Origin of the sequence: Sebaldella termitidis ATCC 33386 (assembly GCF_000024405.1) — a bacterium.
GTDB classification, from domain to species: domain Bacteria; phylum Fusobacteriota; class Fusobacteriia; order Fusobacteriales; family Leptotrichiaceae; genus Sebaldella; species Sebaldella termitidis.
On record NC_013517.1, the window covers coordinates 1476455 to 1496408 of the forward strand.

The following is a 19954-nucleotide window of genomic DNA, read 5'->3' on the forward strand; positions in this document are numbered from 1 at the left end:
CTATAAAACAGGCCGGTGAATTATTGAAAAATGCAGGATATGTGGAAGAAGGATATATTAACGGCATGCTTGAAAGAGAGAAGCTGGTATCGACATATCTTGACCATAATATTGCAATACCTCACGGAGAGGCAGAAGTAAAAGAAAAAGTAAAGAAAACAGGAATAGTGGTACTTCAGTATCCGCAAGGGATAGATTACGGTGACGGGAATACTGTAAAGTTTCTGATAGGAATAGCAGGAAAAGGAAACGAGCATATAGATGTCATTGCCAAGCTTGCAGGAATTCTTGATGATGAAGCCGAGGCCGAAAAACTTGTAAATTCGTCAGATGCTGATTATGTGTATAATTGCTTAAAATAAAGGAGGCAGAAATGAAAAGAGCATTACATTTTGGGGCAGGCAATATAGGCAGAGGTTTCATAGGAAAGATAATATCAGAAGCAGGATATGAAGTGATTTTTGCCGATGTTAACGGGCAGGTAATAGATCAGCTGAATATAGATAAGGAATATGAAGTAGAAGTAGTAGGGGAAAATTCTAAAACTGATATTGTAAAAAATGTCAGTGGTATAATGTCGAATGATCCTGAAAAGGTGAAGGAGGCAGGGCTTAGAGTAAGTCTTATTACTACAGCTGTAGGGCCTAATGTACTAAAGATAATATCAGGATCATTTGCAGATGTTATAAAAGCAAGAAAAGAAAAAGGTTTGGAAGAAGTTCTGAATATCATAGCATGTGAAAATATGGTAAAAGGAACCACATTTTTGAAAGAAAATATTTATGAAAAACTGAATGAATCAGAGAAGGAATATGCGGATAAATATATAGGATTTCCGGATTCAGCAGTGGACAGAATAGTGCCGCCGGTAAATGCCGAAGGGAAAAAGCCTACATATGTGGTAGTGGAAGAATTTTATGAGTGGATTGTGGACAGAAATCTTATAAAAGGCGATCTGGAACTGGAAGGAATGATAAAAACAGATAATCTTATGGCATATATAGAGAGAAAACTGTTTACCCTGAATACAGGACATGCAATAACAGCTTATATAGGAAAGTATAAAAAATATAAAACTATAGATGAGAGCATAAAAGATGCCGATATCAGAAATATAGTAAAGGGTGCAATGGGTGAAAGCGGTGAGGTATTAATAAAAAGATACAGTTTTGACAGGGAAGAACACTTTAAGTATATAGATAAAATCATAAAAAGATTTGAAAATATATATCTGAAGGATGATGTAGAGAGAGTAGGGAGACAGCCTTTAAGAAAGCTGGGCAAAAATGAAAGATTAATAAAGCCTCTTCTCGGAACTCTGGAATATAATACTTCCAATGAGAATCTTGTTACGGGAATCGCTTATGCTTTGAAATTCGACGGCAGTGACGAAGAAAGCGTGAAACTAAGCAGCATGATGAAAGAAAAAGGACTGGCTGAAACCTTGAAAGAGGTAACGGAAAATTCTATAGGTGAAGATATAACAGCAAGGGTAGAAAGTATTTATAATAAACTGTAAAAATAATATATAAAAAGCATCAGGAGTCATTCCTGATGCTTTTCTCACATTTTTGATAATAAAATGTATTAATAACTGATGTTTTGATCCTTATACAATACCGAATACATATTTTCCGGCGAAAAAAGCCAAAACTAATATTATTAAGATTACTATTTTTGTAAAAAATAAATTTTTAATAAAACGAAAAATTCCGTAAATTACAAAAACAGCTACCAGTATTACTATGAGGTTAGTATATTGTTCCATAAATTCTCCTGTTTAAAAAAATATTACCAATATTATACAGGATACAAGAAAATTCTTCAATATTTTTAAATATAATAAAAAAATAAGCAAAAATCTGTTTTTTAGAATAAGTCATTAAATATTTGATTTTAGTGCAGATAATAAATTTATTTTTCTTTTCATTTAGAATATAATAAGGTAAAATAATCTGGCGTATTTCAAAAACAATGAATTCAATGTTTATAATATCTAGCGTTAGTTTAGTATATACCAAAATCAGTGTAAAAATTTTTTACAATATACAAACAATATACAAATACAGTTTTATAAAACATAATATTTTCAATATAAAAATAGCAGTAATACTAAACTGCTATTTTTTTTAATTTACAAGTTCAAGAGCTTTTCTCAATTCATCTATTTTTTTATGTGTATAAACTTTTTCAGTTAAAGTAAAAGATTCGTGACCTATCATTTTTTTGATTGCTGTAGCATTTCCGCCCGCATCGTTTAATCTCGTAGCAAATGTATGACGGCAATCATGCGGAGTATGGTTCATTTTAAGACTTTTCATTACAGGAGCAAAGAAATGTCTTAAATAGTTAACATATTCTAATGATGTTTTATTTGTAGCCGATGCTATTAGATTATCTATATTTGAATGTTCATATCTGATATGTATGAGTTCTTTTATTCTAGGGTGTATCGGGATAACTCTGTTTCTACCTGCGGCTGTCTTACTTTCTTTGACTGTGATAGTCTGTTCAATTAAATCAACATCTTGTTTCATCAGGCTTAATAATTCGCCGATCCTCATGCCTGTATAGATCATGATAAGAATTGTATCAGCATACTTAAAATTTTGTAAATTATCCCACAATAAATCGATTTCAGCATCAGTAAAAACAGATTTTTCTTTTAGAACTTTTCGTTTTCCAACATTTATAAATTTGCTGTAATCTTTTTGTATAATATCCAATTTCATAGCGTATTCAAATACTTGATTTATAACGTTTTTTAAGATCATTAATGTACCATGATTTTTATTAAGATCATCGATGAAGTTTTGTAAGTGGACGGTTTTAATTTCTGTCATCTTAAGATTTAAAATTGGCTTACAGTAATTGAATGCTGTGTTATATGTTTTTATAGTATTGACACTTAGGTCTTTAAAATGCTTATTTTTCCATCTTTCGTGCAGTTCTCCGAAAGTAATTTCACTTTCATCAATATTGTATGGGTTTGTATTATATTCTGCTAAAGCTTGCATTGCATCTTTTCTTGTAGTATAGTAGCCTAAATATTTATATTGCTGTTTGTAGTCTTTACTCCATCCGGTTGTAACCCGGACAGCCCATGGCTTTCTCCTGTTTCCGGATAGTTTGAAAACCGATCCATAATTGTTGGGATTGCGCATAAAAAAATCACTCCTTTAAATATTCGTAAAAAGTTTAAAAGTGTGATATAATTAAACTGCTGAAAGTGGTAATTATATCACTGTAAAGATCCTTTCTTGGTCGGGAGGATCTTTTTTTATATATTTAATCTATATATTCAGTGCCGTCAAGTATAAAAGACTTAACAATGCCATTTTTTATATCATATTTTATTTGAAATTCATTTCTGACCTCAACGCCAAAAGCATTTTTCGATGTAACCTCGCTTTGTGATGTTATTATATTTTTCTTTTTTTCGAATCTCCATTCATCTAAATTTTTAAATTTTGCACTATTGGGGCTCACCAATATGTCTTTCATTGCTTTTATAGTCATATTTCTAATTTTATTCGCTTCTTCCTCAGTAACAATATAGTTGGTTATTTTATCCACAACTTTCCCATTTTTGAACATGTACTTATCGGCGTATCTAATCGAAGATATAGTACCGTCTTCTTTTAAATATAATATGGCATTACCAATATAATCAGCTTTAATTCGATATCCTTTCGTGTTGTCTTCGATTAGATTGTCTAGACTTGGGTCAGGTTCAATTCTAAAATTATCCGATATTCCCAATTCTTTAAAAACAGTTTTAATCTCATCCGTGGCTATAGATTCAGTTACAGTTGAATCAGTAGTTTCAGTATCAGAATCTACACTACCTACAGCTAAAACTATAAAAGCAAGTAGTCCAATAATCAAAGTTACTTTTTTCATGTTACCCTCCTTATATATTTAAATATTTGTTACTAAATCTAAATTCTCTTAATCTGTTAAGTAATTCTCTGTCAAATTCATCTGTAGACACTTCGTCGCAATAATAATCGCAGTATTCGATATTATCATTATCATAAGCATTAATGAGAAGTTCAGCGGCAAATTTGTTTGCTTCGTTTTCTAAAATATCACTATAGTTTAAAAAGTGATCTTTCATAAATGCTGTGTCATAGTCTGAATGTAAAATCGCATGTCCTAATTCATGAGCTAGTATTATTTTTTGAGCGAAAGTACTAAAAACAGAATTAATCATAATAATTTTCATTCCCATAGTTGATTTACAAAAACCTTTAACAATACCTAAATCTTCATATATCACTATAATACCTAATTTTTGGCATATTTTGTAAGGATCAGTAGTATTATATTTTTTTACAAGATTTTTAACCCTCAATTTTATATTCCGTCTCATAGATAGCCTTTCTTGAAGCTTATTTTTTCTTTTTTTTATTCTTTTGCATTAAAGCGGTAACGAAAGCATTTTGCAACGCGTCAGAAAATTTCTTTTTATCTTCATCGCTTACAGTCTCATCATTAAAAAAATATGTAGCACTTTCCATGAATTTATCATATTCAAATTTTTCTTTTTTGGATAGCTGCGATATTGGGTCAGTAATTTTCGATTTATTGGTGAGAGGATTCCCTTTTTCATCTTCCCAACCCATCAGATATGAAGGACTAACTTTTAAAGCTTTAGCGATTACTTCCAATTTGTCTATTGGGAGTTTATTTATAGCACCAGTCTCATATCTTTGTAAAGTAGACGCCGTTATCCCTGTTATCTTTTCCAAATCTTTATAAGAATATTCCAAATTAAGTCTTTGTCTTTTCATTCTATTTGCGATATCTTTATTACCCATTTTAACAACTCCTAATACTTTAATTATATATAATATACATGAAAAAAAGCAAAATTGCAATAATTTTTTAAAAAATTTAAAAAAAATTGCAATTTTGGGTTGACTTTTTCAAAAAAACATAGTATAAATTGTTATAGCGTAAACGCAATGGAAGGAATGAGGTGATTTTTAATGAATTATAACAAACTAAAAGGTATAATAGTTGAAAAAAGGATAACTCAAACAGCATTATCTAAGAAACTTAATATGTCTGTACAAGGGTTCAACAGCAAATTAAATGGGAAGGGTAGCTTTTCAGTAGAAGATGCGGAGCAACTAGCAATAATACTTGAATTAGACGATCCTGCAGAAATTTTTTTCGATAAATTATCGCGTAAATGCAATGGAAAACATTCATAAAGTAAAGAGAGGTGATAGGGATGAAAAAACTAATTTTACCAGATTATCTGACTAAAAAACAAAAATCAGATATAAAAAGAGCTGTAAAAGATAACATCCCCATAATAGTAAAAGGGAAACAAGGAGCTACAGGAAAAACAACATTGGTTGATATGCTGAAAGAGCAAGGTGTTGTTGCCTTTGAATTATGGGAATGTCAGGAAATAGAGTTAAATAAATTATTAAGAAAGTGAGGTGGGTATTATGGCAAATCCAGAAGAATCATATTTAATATTTTTAGTAACATCTATGGGAAATCAGGTTTTGGCACTTTTAGATTGTTGTATCCTTGCGAGCGGTCTGAGAAAATCTTTAAAAAAGGCTTTGTTATTATCGGCAGGTCTAGCTCACTTGCTATCGATTGTGCTTCTAGTAGTATTGAATATCCTATTGTAAAGAATATAGTATCGTAAATTTTACTTGCCTCAGTTTCACTTGGAATTACCTCAGGACTCGGTTCTACACAATACGCATAAAACCAAGAGAAATAAATATAAGCACTGGAAAAATCTTCACACAAGGATATTGTTTTTTCATCAAGATGTCGAATATTTTCACTAATAATTTTGTCAAAATCTTTCATACATTTTGGTTGGTTGCATGATGCGAAGTCCCAAGCGTGAATTGAGTATAATAGCCGAATATAGGGGAAATAAAAATTATTATATCTTTCTTCTTTTATTCGAAGTCTATATTCCTGTTTATCTTTTTTAGAACCTAAGTAATAAGATACAAAAATACAAAATACTTGAATGATAATGGCTAAGATTTGTATAGCAATAGTAATTAATTGCATTTTAGTAAATTGTGATTCCGGCATAAGAATATCATCCTTTCATAATCAAAGTTAGGGGTATTATAACACAAATTAACAATATTTTAAATAAATAAAGCCCCAAAGGGCTTTCGAGAATTTTACTTTAAAGTTTCATACCAAAATATTATCACGAAACTGATCAAAAGTAAAGAAAGGATGACTCGAATGAAAAATATAGTTTTACCGGATTATCTGACCAAAAAGCAAAAGTTTTTAGAGTCGTAAAATTTCCTCCTTCAAAATAAGATATGGAGATTACAACACAAATAAAAAAATCCACACTACCCTTAATACTTAAAAAGCAGTGGAATTTATAAAATTGCATTATTTTATAAATAGAAATCCGTAACCCGTGATTTGGATATCACAAGTTTTATTTTTAGGACACCCTAGAATAGTTATTAGATTTTCATTTTCCATTTCCTTTAATAGAGTTATGAAGTCAATTTCTTTATATTTATCTTTTGGGTATCTAAAATGTATAATTTCACCAGATTTACAAGAATTTAATATTAGGTGTTTCAATGTAAGAATAAACATAAATTACCTCCCTATGGTAATTGTAACATAAAATTAATATTTTGAAAATTTAAAAGAAAAGTGAGGTGTCAAAATGACAGAAATAAACGCAATATTAGAATATCTGCGAAATAATCCAAAAGCAACGAATCCGGAAATAGCAGATAGCCTAAAAATAGATGTTAATAATGTAAAAGCAAATATTGGTAAATTAAAGGCTAGAGGATATATAGAAGTGCAAGGACAGGGAATAACAAGAACTATAACAGTATTAAAAGAAATGCCTGTATCAAAGCACAGTTATAAAAAAGAAATTATCGAAACGATGATTGGTAAATATATGGAGGACTTCGAAGAGAGCGGGACATTAAATGACAGAATAGAAGTCGGGAAAGTAATTTTAAGATTACTAGAAAAATTGTAAGGAGGTTCATATGGCTAAAGATCATAACGAATTCACCCTGACAGTCCCTGAGTTAGCAGAGATCATGGGACGTAGCGAGCAATATGTCAGGCTTGCTATGGAACGGGGAGAGATAAATGTAGGAAGCTGCCGGGATAATGGAAAAGGAAAACGAAACAGTTATCTTATATCTAAGAAGCTTGTAGAGGACTTTCTGGGGGATATAACAGACAAGCTGAATGAGATTAGGAACAGATAGCTATGGAAAAAGTATATGTTGTAAAAACTGAATCAGGAGAAATAACACTAAATGATGAAGCAGATGCATGGAGAGTATACGATGAATTAAGAAAATACTGTCTTGCATCAGAGCCGGAAGAGAGGAGATTATGATAAGAAGATTTTTTGAAAATCCGATGATAAGTAACGGGAGAATAGTATGCGATTGTTGTAGTCAGCCGATATGGGAAGATGAGAAGTTTGATGTTGACGGAGAGATTATGTGTGAGAGTTGTTATAACGATGAGTGTGAAATTATTTTTGAAAATAAGGAGGAAGATTAATGGCAAGATTATTAAAGGCAGATATTGAAGCTTTAAAAGATTTACATGAGGAAGGTTTTACATTTCTAGCAAGAGATGAGAATGGAAAGCTTTGGACTTTTATGGATGAACATATTGGAGATATTGAAAAAGAAGACAATATTTGGATATGTGAAGACTACTGCAAAAGTATTAATAAAAAACTATTCAAATTCATCAAATGGGAAGATGAGAAACCCACATCAATAAGAGAATTAATGAAAGAGGTGAAATAATGTTTGATGTATTAATAGCATTCATATTGCTAATTGCAATAGTAGTATCTGAGATATTGGATCACAGAGCGAATAAAAGAAAACGTATAGAAAAAGATAAAAAGTTAAAGAAAGCAATTCAAAAAATCAAAAGAGACCACGAATTTGGAGAAAAATACAATATTAAAGTAGTTTATTAGGAGGCGAAAATATGCAAGATTTGGATATGGAAAAATTAAAAAAGGGAGAACCAAGTAAGGAAGAAATAAAAGAGCCGGAACAGAAGAAAGTTAAAAAGCGTTGTAAGAGAAAACAGAAGCCGAGAAAAAGAAGAATTAAAACATATGGGATCAATAAAAAGTAGGTGAGGAATTGTATAAACTTATAGGATCAAATATCAAAAATTATAGAAAAACAAATAAATTAACACAACAAGAATTAGCAGATAAAATTGGAAAACATAAAATCACAGTGGCTAAATATGAAAGCGGAAAAATATCTGTACCTATGGCTGTGTTGCATGAAATATCTGAAATTTTAGATACTCCAATGAGTGATTTTTTTAAAGAAAATCCTATATCTATTGATAATTTTGAACCAAAAGAAAAATATCGGGAATTCCACATAATAGAAAGAATAAAAAAATATCCAGAAAAAACACTATCAGATCTGATGGATGTAGACTGGGAGTTGAGGTGAGAAGGTGAAAACCATTGATAAAATAAGCGAATTAATGAGAATGGGAATACCCAGCAAAAACGGATATTTTATAAAAAGCAGGGGCAGTTATGGGGATAAGATAACTTTGGGTATTGCCAAATCAGATGAACAGTGGCTATTAAGACAAGGGAAAATATTATGGTTTAAAGATATGAAAGAAGTGAGAGAGTATATTGTAAAAGAATGGGGATGATTAAATGGCGAAAATAGTAGAACTTACTAACGAAGAAGTTACGTTTTTACATGTGTATTTATCACGGCACTTAATAACAATAGATTGGTTTCAAATACATGATCCGGTTCTTAGTGGTTCGATTAAGGATGCAAAAAGAGTAATGAGGGATCTTTTGGGTAAACTGAAAGTTGCAGAAAGCGAGGTAAACGATGACAAATAAAGTAATAGAAAACCATATGAAAAATTTATTTGAGGAACTTTTGTATGAGTGTCATGTAAGAACTCTGGAACAGGAGGAGATCCTGACAAAAATTGTAAAAATAGAAAATGAGATAAAAGAAAAGTACCCTGACGCATGGACTTTATTCAGAAAATTAGATGATTTACAGTCAAGTTACACAGCAAAACAAGAAGGAATAGTATTTGATCTTACAACACATTTAAATAAAGCTTTTTTACCATTAATGAATATAGACTTTAAAAACTTGGGGGGGGGTAAAACGTGGATAAATTAAAAGGTATTGAAGTGATAGGAGTTATTAAAATTGATGGTAAAGCAAATTTAATGCTAGCAATAGAGGGTTCAAGTGACTGGTGGAGCGCCGAGGTGCTCAGAGATAAAAAAGGCTCTTATATTAAGGTAAGCGACAAGCACGTGAACATTTCAAAAACAGTAGCTAACAAAAAACATTATATTAAAGGTAACTTATGGTGGGCTGTTAATAGATTTGAGAAGTATCTGGAAGAAGGTGAGTAAATGAGAACAATAGAGTTTAACGATCTGCCGATAGGACCAGTTTTTAAATCGGGGGGGGGGCTTGGTGTTAATGATAAATGGCGAACCTAAGTTAAAATTACGAAAAAATGACAGTTTTGGCAGAGTTATGTTTCAAGGTAAAGAAATGCTTTATGCGGATAAAAGATTTACTAAAAAAGAATCAGAGTATTACTGTGGGGCAAAAGGAAAAATCTATAATTGTTTTGTTTAGAGAGGTAGGACTTAATATGGTTAGGTGGTTTAAAACTCGGAAAAAGTTATTGGAAGAAATAAAATTACAGGAACAATACATAAAAATGCTGGAAGAAGAATTGAGAAGGCATTTGATGTCGACAAAAGGTAAAGTGATATCTTTTAGAAAAATTAGGAGTTGATATCTGTGGATATAAAAGAATTATTCAATGAAATTGAAGAAGAGGTACTATGTGCAAATACTAAATTAGAAGAGTTACAGAACAAAGTAACGTTCCTGTCACAGCTTCTGCCAAACAGAGATAATCTAGGTAAATTATTGTATTCAAGTACAAATTTATATGGTCTGGTGCATCAGAAGAAAAGAGAATTTTTCTATGAAACTGTAGAAATATTTAAAAATTTTCATAATCTGGCAGATTCGACAAGAGATATAGCCTATACAGGACTGCTTAATATCTTTGATGAGGTAGGGGGAAACTGTATTTATAAAGATAAAGAGTATGAAACCGAAAATAAAAAGCATCTTGCTAAACTAAGTGATTATGAGAATCGGTTGTCGGAAACCGAAAAGAAAATATTTTTAGAAATAAATAATTTTGAAGCTTCATATAATGAGATTTATTCAAATTTATTATTTGAAACAATGCTGATAGTCAGCAGTTTATTAAATAGCGTAGAACGTACAAAAAAAAATTATGTTTTAGGAGGATGCTATGAAGTACAGAAATATAAATGACTGTGCTGGAGAACACAGTCATTATAGTAAGTTAATTTTAGTCAACTAAATTATATCAAAAAAATCAGGAGGAATCAAATATGGAATTGAAAGTGATCTTTAGTATGGATAAAAAGACAATAGACTGTATAGATAGATTGGCAGGAGCTTTGGCAGGTATAAAAAATCTTGTACCATTGGAAGGAGCAGAGTTGGTAAATACTCCTGAAAATCCACAGGAACCTATTCAAGAACCGGTGCCAGATAGTAGCCCTGTAGCTGAAACACCGCAAGAAACTGTAACAGAAGAAACAGCAACACCACAACCGGAAACAGCAACAAGAGTTTATACAAGAGATGAACTGTCAAAGGCAGCGGCTGAATTCGCAAGATTAGGAGCAGATAAAAGAGAACACTTACAAAAACATGTAACAGAAAAATATGGAGTATCAGGCGTAATGAGTATCCCAAAGGAAAGATACGGGGAGTTCGCAGCAGACTTACGAGAAATGGGGGCGAATATATAGTGTCCCATGCAATATTAAGTGCAAGCGGGGCGAGTAGGTGGATAAACTGTAACCCTTCTGCACGATTAGAAGAAACTATGGAAAATACAACATCGGGATATGCGGAGGAAGGAACACTGGCACATGCACTGGCTGAACTGAAGTTAAGAAAGTATTTCATAGAGACAGGCATGGCAAAACGAACATATACATCAGAACTTAATAAACTCAAAAAACACAGACTCTGGCAGAATGAAATTGACAGCTACACAGATGAATATGTGGACCATGTAAGAGCAATAGCAATGTCTTTTGATGTTGCACCGTTTATAGAAATAGAAAAGAAAGTTAGTTTTGAGGAATATGTACCAGAAGCATTCGGGACAGCAGATACAATAATTATAAGTGGTGACCGGTTATATATAATCGATTTGAAATATGGAAAAGGTGTACCGGTCTATGCTGAGAATAATTCACAACTGATGCTGTATGCACTTGGTGCTTATCTTGAATACTCATTGTTTTATGGAATAGAAAATATAGAAATGCATATCGTACAGCCGAGACTTGAAAACATCTCAATGTTTAGTATAAAAGTAAATGATCTGCTGGAATGGGCAGAAACTGTAATAAAGCCCAATGCACAGAGAGCATTCGCAGGTGAGGGGGAATTCAATCCCGGAGAGCATTGTAAGTTCTGTAAAGCAAAAGCAAGCTGCAGAGCAAGAGCAGCAAATTATTTTACACTGGAAGCTCTGAAAGAAAAAGGGCCGTTACTGACTAATGAAGAAAAAGCAGAAGCACTGCAAAGAGGTGCAGAACTTGATAAATGGCTTGGAGAATTGAAAGTCGAAATATTCTCAGCTATCGAAAAAGGTGAAGAAGTAAAAGGCTGGAAAATTGTACAAGGCAGATCTGCAGGAAGAAAGTTCACAGATACAGATGCAGCCGTGGGGAAACTAAAAGAACACGGGATCGCAGAAGAACTATTATATGAAAGAAAAATGTTAACTGTACCACAAATGGAAACAGTGATTGGAAAGAAAGACTTTAAGGAATGGGTTGGTGATATGGTTGAAACTATTCCGGGAAAACCAACATTAGCACCTGAAAGTGATAAAAGAGAAGCTATAAGTAAAAGAAAATCTAAAGATGTATTTAGTGTGATAAGTAACGAAAATAATATATAAAAAAAAGGAGAGATAAATTATGAATTTAAAGAAAACAGAAGCAGTAACAGGTAAAGTGAGATTGAATTTTCCGGCGTTATTTACGCCTGTAGCAATGGATAAAAACAAACCAGAGGATAAAAAATATGGTTGCCAGATTCTAGTACCAAAATCGGATAAAGCAACAATGGACAGATTAAAAGCTGCAATTGATGAAGCTGTAAAGTCAGGAATAAGCGGAGCATGGGGCGGCGTAACACCTGCAATTATACATAAACCCGTTCATGACGGTGACGGGACAAAACCTGTATCAGGTGAATCGTATGGTGATGAATGCAAAGATCATTATGTATTAAATGCAACAGCTAATGTAAATTATCCACCGGATGTAGTTGACACACAACTAAATCCTATCTTAAATCAATCGGAAATTTATTCAGGTGTGTATGCAAGAGTGCTGTTAAACTTTTATCCTTACAATTATCAGGGGAAAAAAGGTATCGGTGTAAGTATTGGAAATGTTCAAAAAATAGCCGATGGAACTCCATTAGGCGGAGCTCCTAAAAAGTCCGCTGATGTATTTGGTGAAGTGAAATATGATGATTTGACAGGAGAAGTAATAGTATAAAAATACAACATAGGAGCGGCTAAATTTTGGCCGTTCTTAGTTTTAAGGAGATAGGAATGAATCATTTAAATATAGATATAGAAACATACAGCTCTGTAGATATAAAAACTTCTGGAGCATATAAGTATGCCCAAAGTGGAGATTTTGAAATACTTCTGTTTGCATATTCCTTAAATAACAGTCCTGTTAAAATAGTAGATCTTACTCAGGGTGAAAAAACTCCTAATGAAATTATAAAACTTTTGAATGACCCTGACTGCACAAAGCATGCATATAATGCAGCTTTTGAGTGGTGGTGTCTGAATCAGGCTGGATATGAAACAGATATAAATCAATGGCAATGTACTATGATTCAGGGATTATATTGTGGGTATCCTGCAGGACTGGAACAGATAGGAAAGGCTCTTAAATTACCACAGGATAAAGCAAAGTTGACTACTGGGAAAGCACTAATAAAATATTTCTGTGTTCCATGCAAATCCACAAAAGTAAACGGTGGAAGATTACGGAATTTGCCACATCATGAGCCTGAGAAATGGCAGATATTTAAAGATTATTGTGTACAGGATGTAGTCACAGAAATGGAGGTACTACGATATTTTGAAGAGTTTCAAGTACCTGAAAAAGAATGGGAATTATGGAGATTTGATGTTTTGATGAACTCAGAAGGTGTAAAGATAGACAGGCAGATGGTAGGAAATGCTTTATACATAGATAGTAAAGTATCAGCTGATTTACAGGAAGAAGCAAAAAGATTAACAGGTCTCTCTAACCCTAACAGTACAGCACAGCTTAAACCTTGGTTAATTGATAGTGGTCTTGATATAGACAATTTACAAAAAGGCACAGTATCAGAATTACTAGAAACTACAGATGGCGAAGTCAAAAGAGTTCTTGAAATAAGGCAGGAATTGTCCAAAACCAGTACTAAAAAGTATGTAGCGATGAGAGAAGGAGCCGGATCAGATGATCGTGTAAGAGGGCTGTTACAGTTCTATGGAGCCAATAGAACTGGGAGGTGGGCCAGGACGTTTAGTTCAAGTTCAAAATTTACCTCGTAATTATTTAGATACACTCAATACAGCAAGAGAACTTGTGAAAAGTAGTGATCTTGATACTTTAGAACTATTTTATGGGAATATTCCGGATACATTAAGCCAGCTCATCAGGACGGCTTTCATACCAGAAGCCGGAAAAAAGTTTATAGTAGCAGACTTTTCTGCTATTGAGGCAAGAGTCATAGCATGGTTAGCAGGAGAGGAATGGCGACAGAATGTATTCAGAACACACGGGAAAATATACGAGGCATCAGCCTCACAGATGTTCGGGGTCCCTTTAGAGAAAATAGTAAAAGGTAATAAAGAGTATGAATTAAGACAAAAGGGAAAAATAGCAGAATTGGCACTTGGTTATGGCGGCAGTGTGGGAGCATTAAAAGCTATGGGAGCTGACAAAATGGGACTAAATGATGATGAACTTCAAGACATAGTAAATAGATGGAGAGCATCAAATAAAAGAATCTATGACTTGTGGCAGCAATTAGGCGGTGCTGCAGTGTATGTAATTGAGAATAGGGAGGCAGTAAATATAAAAGGCTTAATACTGGCATATGAATATGATTTTATATCAGGTCTTGATTTTATGACTATAAAACTACCAAGTGGAAGAAAATTATATTATGCATCACCGGGAACAACACTAAGTAAATGGAATACAACTGCTATAACTTATAAAGGCGTAAATCAAACTACGAGGAAGTGGGAAACACAGGAAAGTTATGGCGGAAAACTTGTGGAGAATGTGACGCAGGCTATTGCACGGGACTGTTTGGCAGAAAGCTTACTACGAATAAAAAATGCCGGATATAAGACAGTTATGCATATACATGATGAAATAGTAGTCGAGGCAGAAGAAAGTGTCACAGTAGACGAATTATGCAATATAATGGGACAGGATATCGACTGGGCTCCGGGACTTTTACTAAGAGCGGACGGTTTTGAAAGTTATTATTATAAGAAGGACTAAAAAAAGCCCTGAAAAGGGCTTGAAAGCTAGAATAGATACTAATAGTTTCTTATTGTACGGACATAATATAGCACATATTTATGAAAGTGTCAACTATATAAAAAGGGCAGCTTTTAATTGCTGCCTCTGAATAAAAAATTATTACTTTCTTCTAGCATGTCAATTATACCAAATTTAAAATTGTTATACAAGATATTTTTGAAAAAAAAATTGGAGGTATTAAAAATGTTAAGTAATTTAAGTGAAGATTATACAAAGAAATTAGACATAATAAAGAATCATTTCGCGGAAGTGCATCAGAAGGTAAAATTGTTGGAAGAATTGGAAGAGGTAGATAACGAATTCTGGAATTTTAAATATGGGATTACCGAAATAGACATAATTTTAGAAGATCTGAAAAACAAAGATCAGAAGATTATTAACATATTGAATGAAATAGCAGATTGCTTATAGTTATATTTTATATGATATGGAATCAGAAGTATTGGAAATAGCAAGACAGAAAATAGACAGGACATTGGAAAGAATAGAATCAGGATATTATGATTCTTGTCCTGAATGTAATGGGAAAGGGTCAATAAGATTACCCTATGGGCGAACCCATACATTATGTAAAAAGTGTAAAGGAACAGGGCGAAAGGAGAAATAAATGGAGAACAACAGGGATATAGTGATCAGTACTGGTAACAGCAGAAAGTCAATAGACTGGAAAACGGAAGTAATGAAGTGGTCTGATTTTGTTAATAAAATAAAAACACCGGTTCGTACTGATGAAACTTTAGAAGACTTTCTGGCGATGAGAAAACCGGATCAGGATGAATTGAAAGACGTCGGAGGTTTTGTAGGCGGGAAGCTTAAAGAAGGTAAGAGAAGAAATGTAAATATATTATCAAGGGACCTTGTAACTCTTGATTTGGATAATATAGAGTCCGGGAAAACACAGGAAGTATTAAAAAGAATAAGTGGTCTTAATATCGGATATGCCGTATATTCAACAAGAAAACATTCAGATTATCAGCCAAGATTAAGAGTAATTATCCCTGTTGACCGCAGTATGACTTCTGATGAATATGAACCGGTGGCAAGAAAATTAGGAAATATGATAGGAATAGGGCTGTGTGATCCTACCACTTTTGAAGTAGCAAGATTGATGTTCTGGCCGAGCTGTAGTTCTGACAGTATTTATATTAACGAACATGAAGATAAGCCTTTTATAAAGGTTGACTGGGTATTATCTCAATATAATGACTGGAAAGATGTTACAGAGTGGCCACAAGTTCCGGGTTATGACAAGGTTAGGGAAAATCAGGTAAAAAAGCAACAGGACCCTACTGAAAAAGGCGGAGTAATAGGGGCTTTCTGTAAAGTATTTAATATATATGAGGCAATAGAAAGATTTATACCTGATAGTTATGAAATATGTGATGTAAAAGACCGGTTAACTTATACCGGTGGGTCAACTTACGGCGGGGCAGTAGTCTATGATGATAAATTTGTATATTCTCATCATGCAACGGATCCGGCAGGGCAAACTTTATGTAACGCTTTTGATTTAGTAAGACTCCATAAATTTGGTGCTCTTGATGAAGAAGCAAAAGAATTGACACCTAATGGAAAATTACCGTCCTCTGTTGAGATGCGTAAACTGGCACATGGAATTGATGAGGTTAACAATCTTATGATGCAGGAGAAATATCAAAAAGCTGTAGATAATTTTGATGTAGTTGAAAACAAAGAAATGGATACATCATGGATAAAACAGCTGATAAGAGATAAGAATGGCAAGATTGAAAGTACAATAAAAAATATAGAAATAATATTGGAAAATGACCCCTACTTAAAAGGGAAAATTACTTTAGATGAGTTTGCTAACAGAAGTCTGGTGTTAGGAAAACTTCCTTGGGATCATTCAGAAGTTTTTGAGCCCAGAGAGTGGGAAGATGCCGACGACAGTGGTCTTAGAAGTTATTTAGAAACAGTACACGGCATAGTAGGAATGAATAAAATTTATGATGCCTTGATGCTTGTGACGAAAAAATATAAATCAAATGAAGTAAAAGATTACCTTGAAAGTTTAGTATGGGACGGGGTGTCCCGTCTTGAAACCTTACTAATAGATTATTTCGGAGTAGCTGATAATTCTTATACAAGACAAGTTATGAAAGTATCTTTAACAGCAGCTGTAGCAAGAGCGGTAGGAAAAGGAGTGAAGTGGGATTATACGCCGATAATATACGGTCCTCAGGGGAAATATAAAACATGGTTTTTCGAAATATTGGGTAGTAAGTGGTTTAATAACAGCCTTGGAAATTTTGACGGGAAAGAAGCAGCTATAACAATTCAGGGCTCTTGGATAGTAGAACTTGGAGAACTGGCGAGTATGGCTAAATCAGAGCTGAATGCAATAAAACTCTTTCTTACCAAAAGAGAGGATATATACAGAGAACCCTTTGGGAGAAGAACGGGAAAACACCCAAGAAGATGTGTATTTTTTGGAACAACTAATGACTGGGAATTTTTAAGGGATAGAACAGGAGATCGAAGATTTTGGCCAGTTGTAATTTTAGAGACTGAGCCTACAAAAGTAGTGCCTGTAGATTTACCAAAAGAACTGGATCAGATATGGGCAGAGGCATATTTTAACTATTCGGTAATGGGTCTTAAGCTCGATTTAGAAGGAGACGAAGCTAAAGCCATAGCTTTAGAAATGCAGCAACAGCATAGTGAGAGCAGTCCATTAGAAGGTATGATAACAGAATTTTTAGAAAAAGAAATACCAGAAGACTGGCAACGGAAAACAGTAAAACAGAGAAGAGATTATTTTAATAGCGGTATGGAGCCAGTTAAAGATAATACAAAAAAATATATAAAACGAGATAGAATATGCGCCTTAGAGATATGGAATGAATGTTTTGGCAGAGATCCGGGAAGTTTGAAAAGATTTAATACAAAAGAGATAAACGATATACTTGCCAATAATCCAGCATGGGAGAGAGGGAAAAAAGCAATAAGATTTGGAGAGTATGGAGTGCAAAAAGGTTTTAAAAAGAAAGATGATATCAAGAAATAATATTTAGAAATGGTTAAAAATATAAGATTTATGTGTAACTTTCTATGTAACTAACTAGGTATTTTAATGAATTTTAAACCATATTAAGCAAATTAAGTAATACCTAAAATGTAACTTTCTGTGTAACTTACTAGTGATTTTAATTGAAAATAAATGATTTTAAGCAAATTAAGCATTGAAAAAATGTAACTTTCTAAAGTTACAACTGGGTAGAAAGTTACAAATTGCTTGTAACCTCAAATTAGAAAGTTACATGAAAGTTACAGTAGAAAGTTACAGCTTTAATATAGTAATATCAGTATCTATAGAATATATGTAACTTTGTAACCTTATATTTATTAAAAGTATTGATTTAAGTATATTATGTATATTTAAGCAAATTATATATTTTGCTTAAATTGCTTAAATCCTTTATCTGAACATTCCATACGCGTGTACGTGTGAAAGTTACTAAATAGAAAAATAATTTTTTGAGGAGACATTTGAAATGTTTAAAAATGAATTAAAAGAAAAAGATATTGAAAAATATTTGAGAGATGAGATAAAAAAAGTCGGAGGCATTGCTTATAAATTTGTCAGCCCGGGGAATGCAGGAGTACCTGACAGACTGGTATTGTTGCCCGGAAGATGGTCGTTTTTTGTAGAATTGAAAGCTCCGGGGAAGAAGACAAGAGCTGTACAAGACAGACAGATCAGAAAAATAAGAAATTTAGATTTTTCAGTTTTGATAATAGATTCAAAAAAACAGGTTGATGACTTAGTAAAAATGATAAAACACCATTTAGGAGTTGATAAAAACAATGGAATTCATACCACATAATTATCAAAAATATTGTATTGACAGGGCTGTATCAGATAAAAGCCTAGGATTGTTGTTGGATATGGGACTTGGAAAAACAATAATAACGCTGACAGCAATAAACGAATTGATATACAGCAGGCTTGATGTAGACAGAGTTCTTGTAATAGCTCCAAAGAAAGTGGCTGAATCTACTTGGAGCAAAGAAATAGAAAAGTGGGAACACTTGAGATTATTAAGAGTTTCAAAAGTACTCGGGACTTTAAAACAAAGAATAAAGGCTCTGAATACTCCGGCGGATATCTATGTGATTAATCGTGAGAATGTACAATGGCTTGTGGAATATTATCAGAATTCATGGCCTTTCGATATGGTTGTAATAGACGAGCTGTCATCATTCAAAAATCACCAGTCCAAAAGATTCAAAAGTCTGAAACTGGTCCGGGATAAAATAAAAAGAATTATCGGGTTGACAGGAACACCGGCACCGAATGGATTAATTGATATATGGACTCAGATCTATTTGCTTGATAAAGGCGAAAGACTGGAAAGAAATATAACAGCTTTCCGGGAAAGATATTTTAATTATACAAGATATGGTGATCAAGCTTTTGGAACATATGATTTAAAAACAGGATCCGAGGATTCGATACAGAATAAAATATCCGATATCTGTATCAGCATGAAATCAGAGGATTATCTGGAATTACCAGATATAAATTACAACAGAATATCAGTCGAACTGGATACAAAGGCAAAGAAAGCTTACGACGAATTGGAAAAAGAAATGATACTTGAATTAATCGAAACAGGAGAGACAATAGATGTGACCAGTGCAGCAGCTCTGACAAATAAGCTTTTACAACTTAGTAACGGAGCTGTGTATGATGAAGATAGAAAAGTGCATGAAGTTCATAATTGCAAGATAGAGGCTTTTATGGAGCTCGTAGAAGCTCTAAATGGTCAGCCTGCATTAGTTTTTTATTCTTTTCAACATGACAAGGACCGAATAAAAAAAGCTTTGTCAAAACTAAAATTGAGAGTCAGGGAGTTAAAGACAGATCAGGATGTGACAGACTGGAACAACAGAGAAATAGATATATTACTTTCCCATCCTGCAAGCAGTGCATATGGACTGAATTTGCAAAGAGGCGGAAATCATATAATCTGGTTTGGATTAAATTGGTCATTAGAACTTTATCAGCAGGCAAATAAAAGACTTCACAGACAAGGGCAAACTGAAAAAGTATTTATACATCACCTGATAACAGAAGGGACAAGAGATACTGATGTAATGGCAGCACTTGGAGATAAAGGAGACATTCAGGAATCTTTGTTAAATAGCCTGAAAGCAAGAATTGATAAGTATAGGAGATGA

General features: G+C 33.1%; 35 protein-coding genes. 28 read left to right on the forward strand and 7 right to left on the reverse strand.

The genetic code is table 11. The annotated features are described in order from the left end of the window. Positions 1-2: 2 nt before the first annotated feature. Together STERM_RS22680 and STERM_RS06810 are read left to right on the forward strand one after the other, a co-directional pair. Positions 3-362 carry a PTS mannitol transporter subunit IIA gene (locus tag STERM_RS22680; protein ID WP_280109825.1) on the forward strand — a complete coding sequence of 120 codons (360 nt, stop codon included), beginning with the start codon at positions 3-5 and terminating at the stop codon, positions 360-362. A gap of 11 nt (positions 363-373) precedes the next feature. Next, positions 374-1519, forward strand: a complete 1146-nt coding sequence (locus tag STERM_RS06810; protein WP_012860843.1) for a mannitol-1-phosphate 5-dehydrogenase — start codon at positions 374-376, stop codon at positions 1517-1519. Positions 1520-1609: 90 nt separating this feature from the next. On the opposite strand, the gene STERM_RS22110 is transcribed toward STERM_RS06810, so the two are convergent. From STERM_RS22110 to STERM_RS06830, 5 genes are all read right to left on the reverse strand, one after another. After that, positions 1610-1768, reverse strand: coding sequence for a hypothetical protein (locus STERM_RS22110; protein WP_012860844.1), 159 nt, complete (start codon positions 1766-1768; stop codon positions 1610-1612). Between the two features lie 361 nt (positions 1769-2129). Next, positions 2130-3164, reverse strand: coding sequence for a tyrosine-type recombinase/integrase (locus STERM_RS06815; RefSeq protein WP_012860845.1), 1035 nt, complete (start codon positions 3162-3164; stop codon positions 2130-2132). Positions 3165-3288: 124 nt separating this feature from the next. Further along, entirely contained in the window at positions 3289-3903 is a 615-nt protein-coding gene (locus tag STERM_RS06820) for a hypothetical protein (RefSeq protein ID WP_012860846.1), read from the reverse strand. 10 nt (positions 3904-3913) lie between these two features. After that, positions 3914-4375, reverse strand: a complete 462-nt coding sequence (locus STERM_RS06825; protein WP_012860847.1) for an ImmA/IrrE family metallo-endopeptidase — start codon at positions 4373-4375, stop codon at positions 3914-3916. Positions 4376-4394: 19 nt separating this feature from the next. Further along, the gene (locus tag STERM_RS06830; protein ID WP_012860848.1) at positions 4395-4823 is read right to left on the reverse strand and encodes a helix-turn-helix domain-containing protein; all 429 of its coding nucleotides are present in this window, start codon (positions 4821-4823) and stop codon (positions 4395-4397) included. Between the two features lie 171 nt (positions 4824-4994). Between STERM_RS06830 and STERM_RS06835 the strand changes: the two genes are divergently transcribed. Together STERM_RS06835 and STERM_RS06840 are read left to right on the forward strand one after the other, a co-directional pair. Further along, positions 4995-5222, forward strand: coding sequence for a helix-turn-helix domain-containing protein (locus STERM_RS06835; protein ID WP_012860849.1), 228 nt, complete (start codon positions 4995-4997; stop codon positions 5220-5222). A 20-nt stretch (positions 5223-5242) separates the two neighbouring features. After that, entirely contained in the window at positions 5243-5455 is a 213-nt protein-coding gene (locus STERM_RS06840) for a hypothetical protein (protein ID WP_012860850.1), read from the forward strand. Positions 5456-5508: 53 nt separating this feature from the next. Here the strand turns inward: STERM_RS06840 and STERM_RS06845 are convergent, their stop codons facing one another. Together STERM_RS06845 and STERM_RS06850 are read right to left on the reverse strand one after the other, a co-directional pair. Then, on the reverse strand, positions 5509-6081 hold the full coding sequence (locus STERM_RS06845) for a hypothetical protein (protein ID WP_012860851.1): 573 nt from the start codon (positions 6079-6081) through the stop codon (positions 5509-5511). Between the two features lie 321 nt (positions 6082-6402). Further along, positions 6403-6618, reverse strand: coding sequence for a hypothetical protein (locus STERM_RS06850; protein WP_012860852.1), 216 nt, complete (start codon positions 6616-6618; stop codon positions 6403-6405). Positions 6619-6691: 73 nt separating this feature from the next. Here STERM_RS06850 and STERM_RS06855 point away from each other — a divergent pair, with 73 nt between their 5' ends. The 24 genes from STERM_RS06855 (at position 6692) to STERM_RS06950 (ending at position 19954) form a co-directional block, all read left to right on the forward strand. Then, a complete protein-coding gene (locus STERM_RS06855; protein ID WP_012860853.1) occupies positions 6692-7021 on the forward strand; it encodes a winged helix-turn-helix domain-containing protein in 330 nt (109 codons plus the stop codon). A 10-nt stretch (positions 7022-7031) separates the two neighbouring features. Further along, complete coding sequence (locus STERM_RS06860) at positions 7032-7259, forward strand: helix-turn-helix domain-containing protein (protein ID WP_012860854.1); 228 nt, start codon at positions 7032-7034, stop codon at positions 7257-7259. 2 nt (positions 7260-7261) lie between these two features. Beyond that, positions 7262-7393 (forward strand): hypothetical protein, encoded by a 132-nt coding sequence (locus STERM_RS22685; RefSeq protein ID WP_012860855.1) that lies wholly within the window; start codon positions 7262-7264, stop codon positions 7391-7393. Further along, positions 7390-7563, forward strand: a complete 174-nt coding sequence (locus STERM_RS22115; RefSeq protein ID WP_012860856.1) for a hypothetical protein — start codon at positions 7390-7392, stop codon at positions 7561-7563. The genes STERM_RS22685 and STERM_RS22115 overlap by 4 nt, the downstream gene beginning before the upstream one ends. Then, complete coding sequence (locus STERM_RS06865) at positions 7563-7817, forward strand: hypothetical protein (RefSeq protein WP_012860857.1); 255 nt, start codon at positions 7563-7565, stop codon at positions 7815-7817. The genes STERM_RS22115 and STERM_RS06865 overlap by 1 nt, the downstream gene beginning before the upstream one ends. Beyond that, positions 7817-7996, forward strand: a complete 180-nt coding sequence (locus tag STERM_RS06870; protein WP_012860858.1) for a hypothetical protein — start codon at positions 7817-7819, stop codon at positions 7994-7996. Before STERM_RS06865 ends, STERM_RS06870 begins: the two co-directional genes overlap by 1 nt. Before the next feature lie 11 nt (positions 7997-8007). Continuing rightward, positions 8008-8160 (forward strand): hypothetical protein, encoded by a 153-nt coding sequence (locus tag STERM_RS22120; RefSeq protein ID WP_012860859.1) that lies wholly within the window; start codon positions 8008-8010, stop codon positions 8158-8160. Positions 8161-8168: 8 nt separating this feature from the next. Then, positions 8169-8495, forward strand: coding sequence for a helix-turn-helix domain-containing protein (locus tag STERM_RS06875; RefSeq protein WP_012860860.1), 327 nt, complete (start codon positions 8169-8171; stop codon positions 8493-8495). 4 nt (positions 8496-8499) lie between these two features. After that, complete coding sequence (locus STERM_RS06880) at positions 8500-8709, forward strand: hypothetical protein (RefSeq protein WP_012860861.1); 210 nt, start codon at positions 8500-8502, stop codon at positions 8707-8709. A gap of 4 nt (positions 8710-8713) precedes the next feature. Continuing rightward, entirely contained in the window at positions 8714-8911 is a 198-nt protein-coding gene (locus STERM_RS06885; protein ID WP_012860862.1) for a hypothetical protein, read from the forward strand. Next, positions 8901-9206, forward strand: a complete 306-nt coding sequence (locus STERM_RS06890) for a hypothetical protein (RefSeq protein WP_012860863.1) — start codon at positions 8901-8903, stop codon at positions 9204-9206. Before STERM_RS06885 ends, STERM_RS06890 begins: the two co-directional genes overlap by 11 nt. Next, on the forward strand, positions 9194-9448 hold the full coding sequence (locus tag STERM_RS06895; protein WP_012860864.1) for a hypothetical protein: 255 nt from the start codon (positions 9194-9196) through the stop codon (positions 9446-9448). The genes STERM_RS06890 and STERM_RS06895 overlap by 13 nt, the downstream gene beginning before the upstream one ends. Positions 9449-9518: 70 nt before the next feature. Continuing rightward, a complete protein-coding gene (locus STERM_RS22125) occupies positions 9519-9680 on the forward strand; it encodes a hypothetical protein (protein WP_012860865.1) in 162 nt (53 codons plus the stop codon). 168 nt (positions 9681-9848) lie between these two features. Next, positions 9849-10400 carry a hypothetical protein gene (locus tag STERM_RS06905; RefSeq protein ID WP_012860866.1) on the forward strand — a complete coding sequence of 184 codons (552 nt, stop codon included), beginning with the start codon at positions 9849-9851 and terminating at the stop codon, positions 10398-10400. An 80-nt stretch (positions 10401-10480) separates the two neighbouring features. Beyond that, positions 10481-10906, forward strand: a complete 426-nt coding sequence (locus tag STERM_RS06910; RefSeq protein ID WP_012860867.1) for a hypothetical protein — start codon at positions 10481-10483, stop codon at positions 10904-10906. Then, entirely contained in the window at positions 10906-12075 is a 1170-nt protein-coding gene (locus STERM_RS06915) for a DUF2800 domain-containing protein (RefSeq protein WP_012860868.1), read from the forward strand. Before STERM_RS06910 ends, STERM_RS06915 begins: the two co-directional genes overlap by 1 nt. Positions 12076-12094: 19 nt before the next feature. Then, positions 12095-12682: a DUF2815 family protein gene (locus tag STERM_RS06920; protein ID WP_012860869.1), complete on the forward strand. Its 588-nt coding sequence runs from the start codon at positions 12095-12097 to the stop codon at positions 12680-12682. 56 nt (positions 12683-12738) lie between these two features. Continuing rightward, entirely contained in the window at positions 12739-13743 is a 1005-nt protein-coding gene (locus STERM_RS22495) for a DNA polymerase family A protein (RefSeq protein ID WP_244407222.1), read from the forward strand. A 34-nt stretch (positions 13744-13777) separates the two neighbouring features. Next, complete coding sequence (locus STERM_RS22500; protein WP_244407224.1) at positions 13778-14707, forward strand: DNA polymerase; 930 nt, start codon at positions 13778-13780, stop codon at positions 14705-14707. A 225-nt stretch (positions 14708-14932) separates the two neighbouring features. Then, a complete protein-coding gene (locus tag STERM_RS06930) occupies positions 14933-15160 on the forward strand; it encodes a hypothetical protein (RefSeq protein WP_012860870.1) in 228 nt (75 codons plus the stop codon). A gap of 16 nt (positions 15161-15176) precedes the next feature. After that, a complete protein-coding gene (locus tag STERM_RS22130) occupies positions 15177-15356 on the forward strand; it encodes a hypothetical protein (protein ID WP_041309856.1) in 180 nt (59 codons plus the stop codon). Then, positions 15357-17777 carry a virulence-associated E family protein gene (locus STERM_RS06940; protein WP_012860871.1) on the forward strand — a complete coding sequence of 807 codons (2421 nt, stop codon included), beginning with the start codon at positions 15357-15359 and terminating at the stop codon, positions 17775-17777. Positions 17778-18264: 487 nt separating this feature from the next. Continuing rightward, complete coding sequence (locus tag STERM_RS06945; RefSeq protein WP_012860872.1) at positions 18265-18597, forward strand: PDDEXK family nuclease; 333 nt, start codon at positions 18265-18267, stop codon at positions 18595-18597. After that, positions 18578-19954: a DEAD/DEAH box helicase gene (locus tag STERM_RS06950; protein ID WP_012860873.1), complete on the forward strand. Its 1377-nt coding sequence runs from the start codon at positions 18578-18580 to the stop codon at positions 19952-19954. Before STERM_RS06945 ends, STERM_RS06950 begins: the two co-directional genes overlap by 20 nt.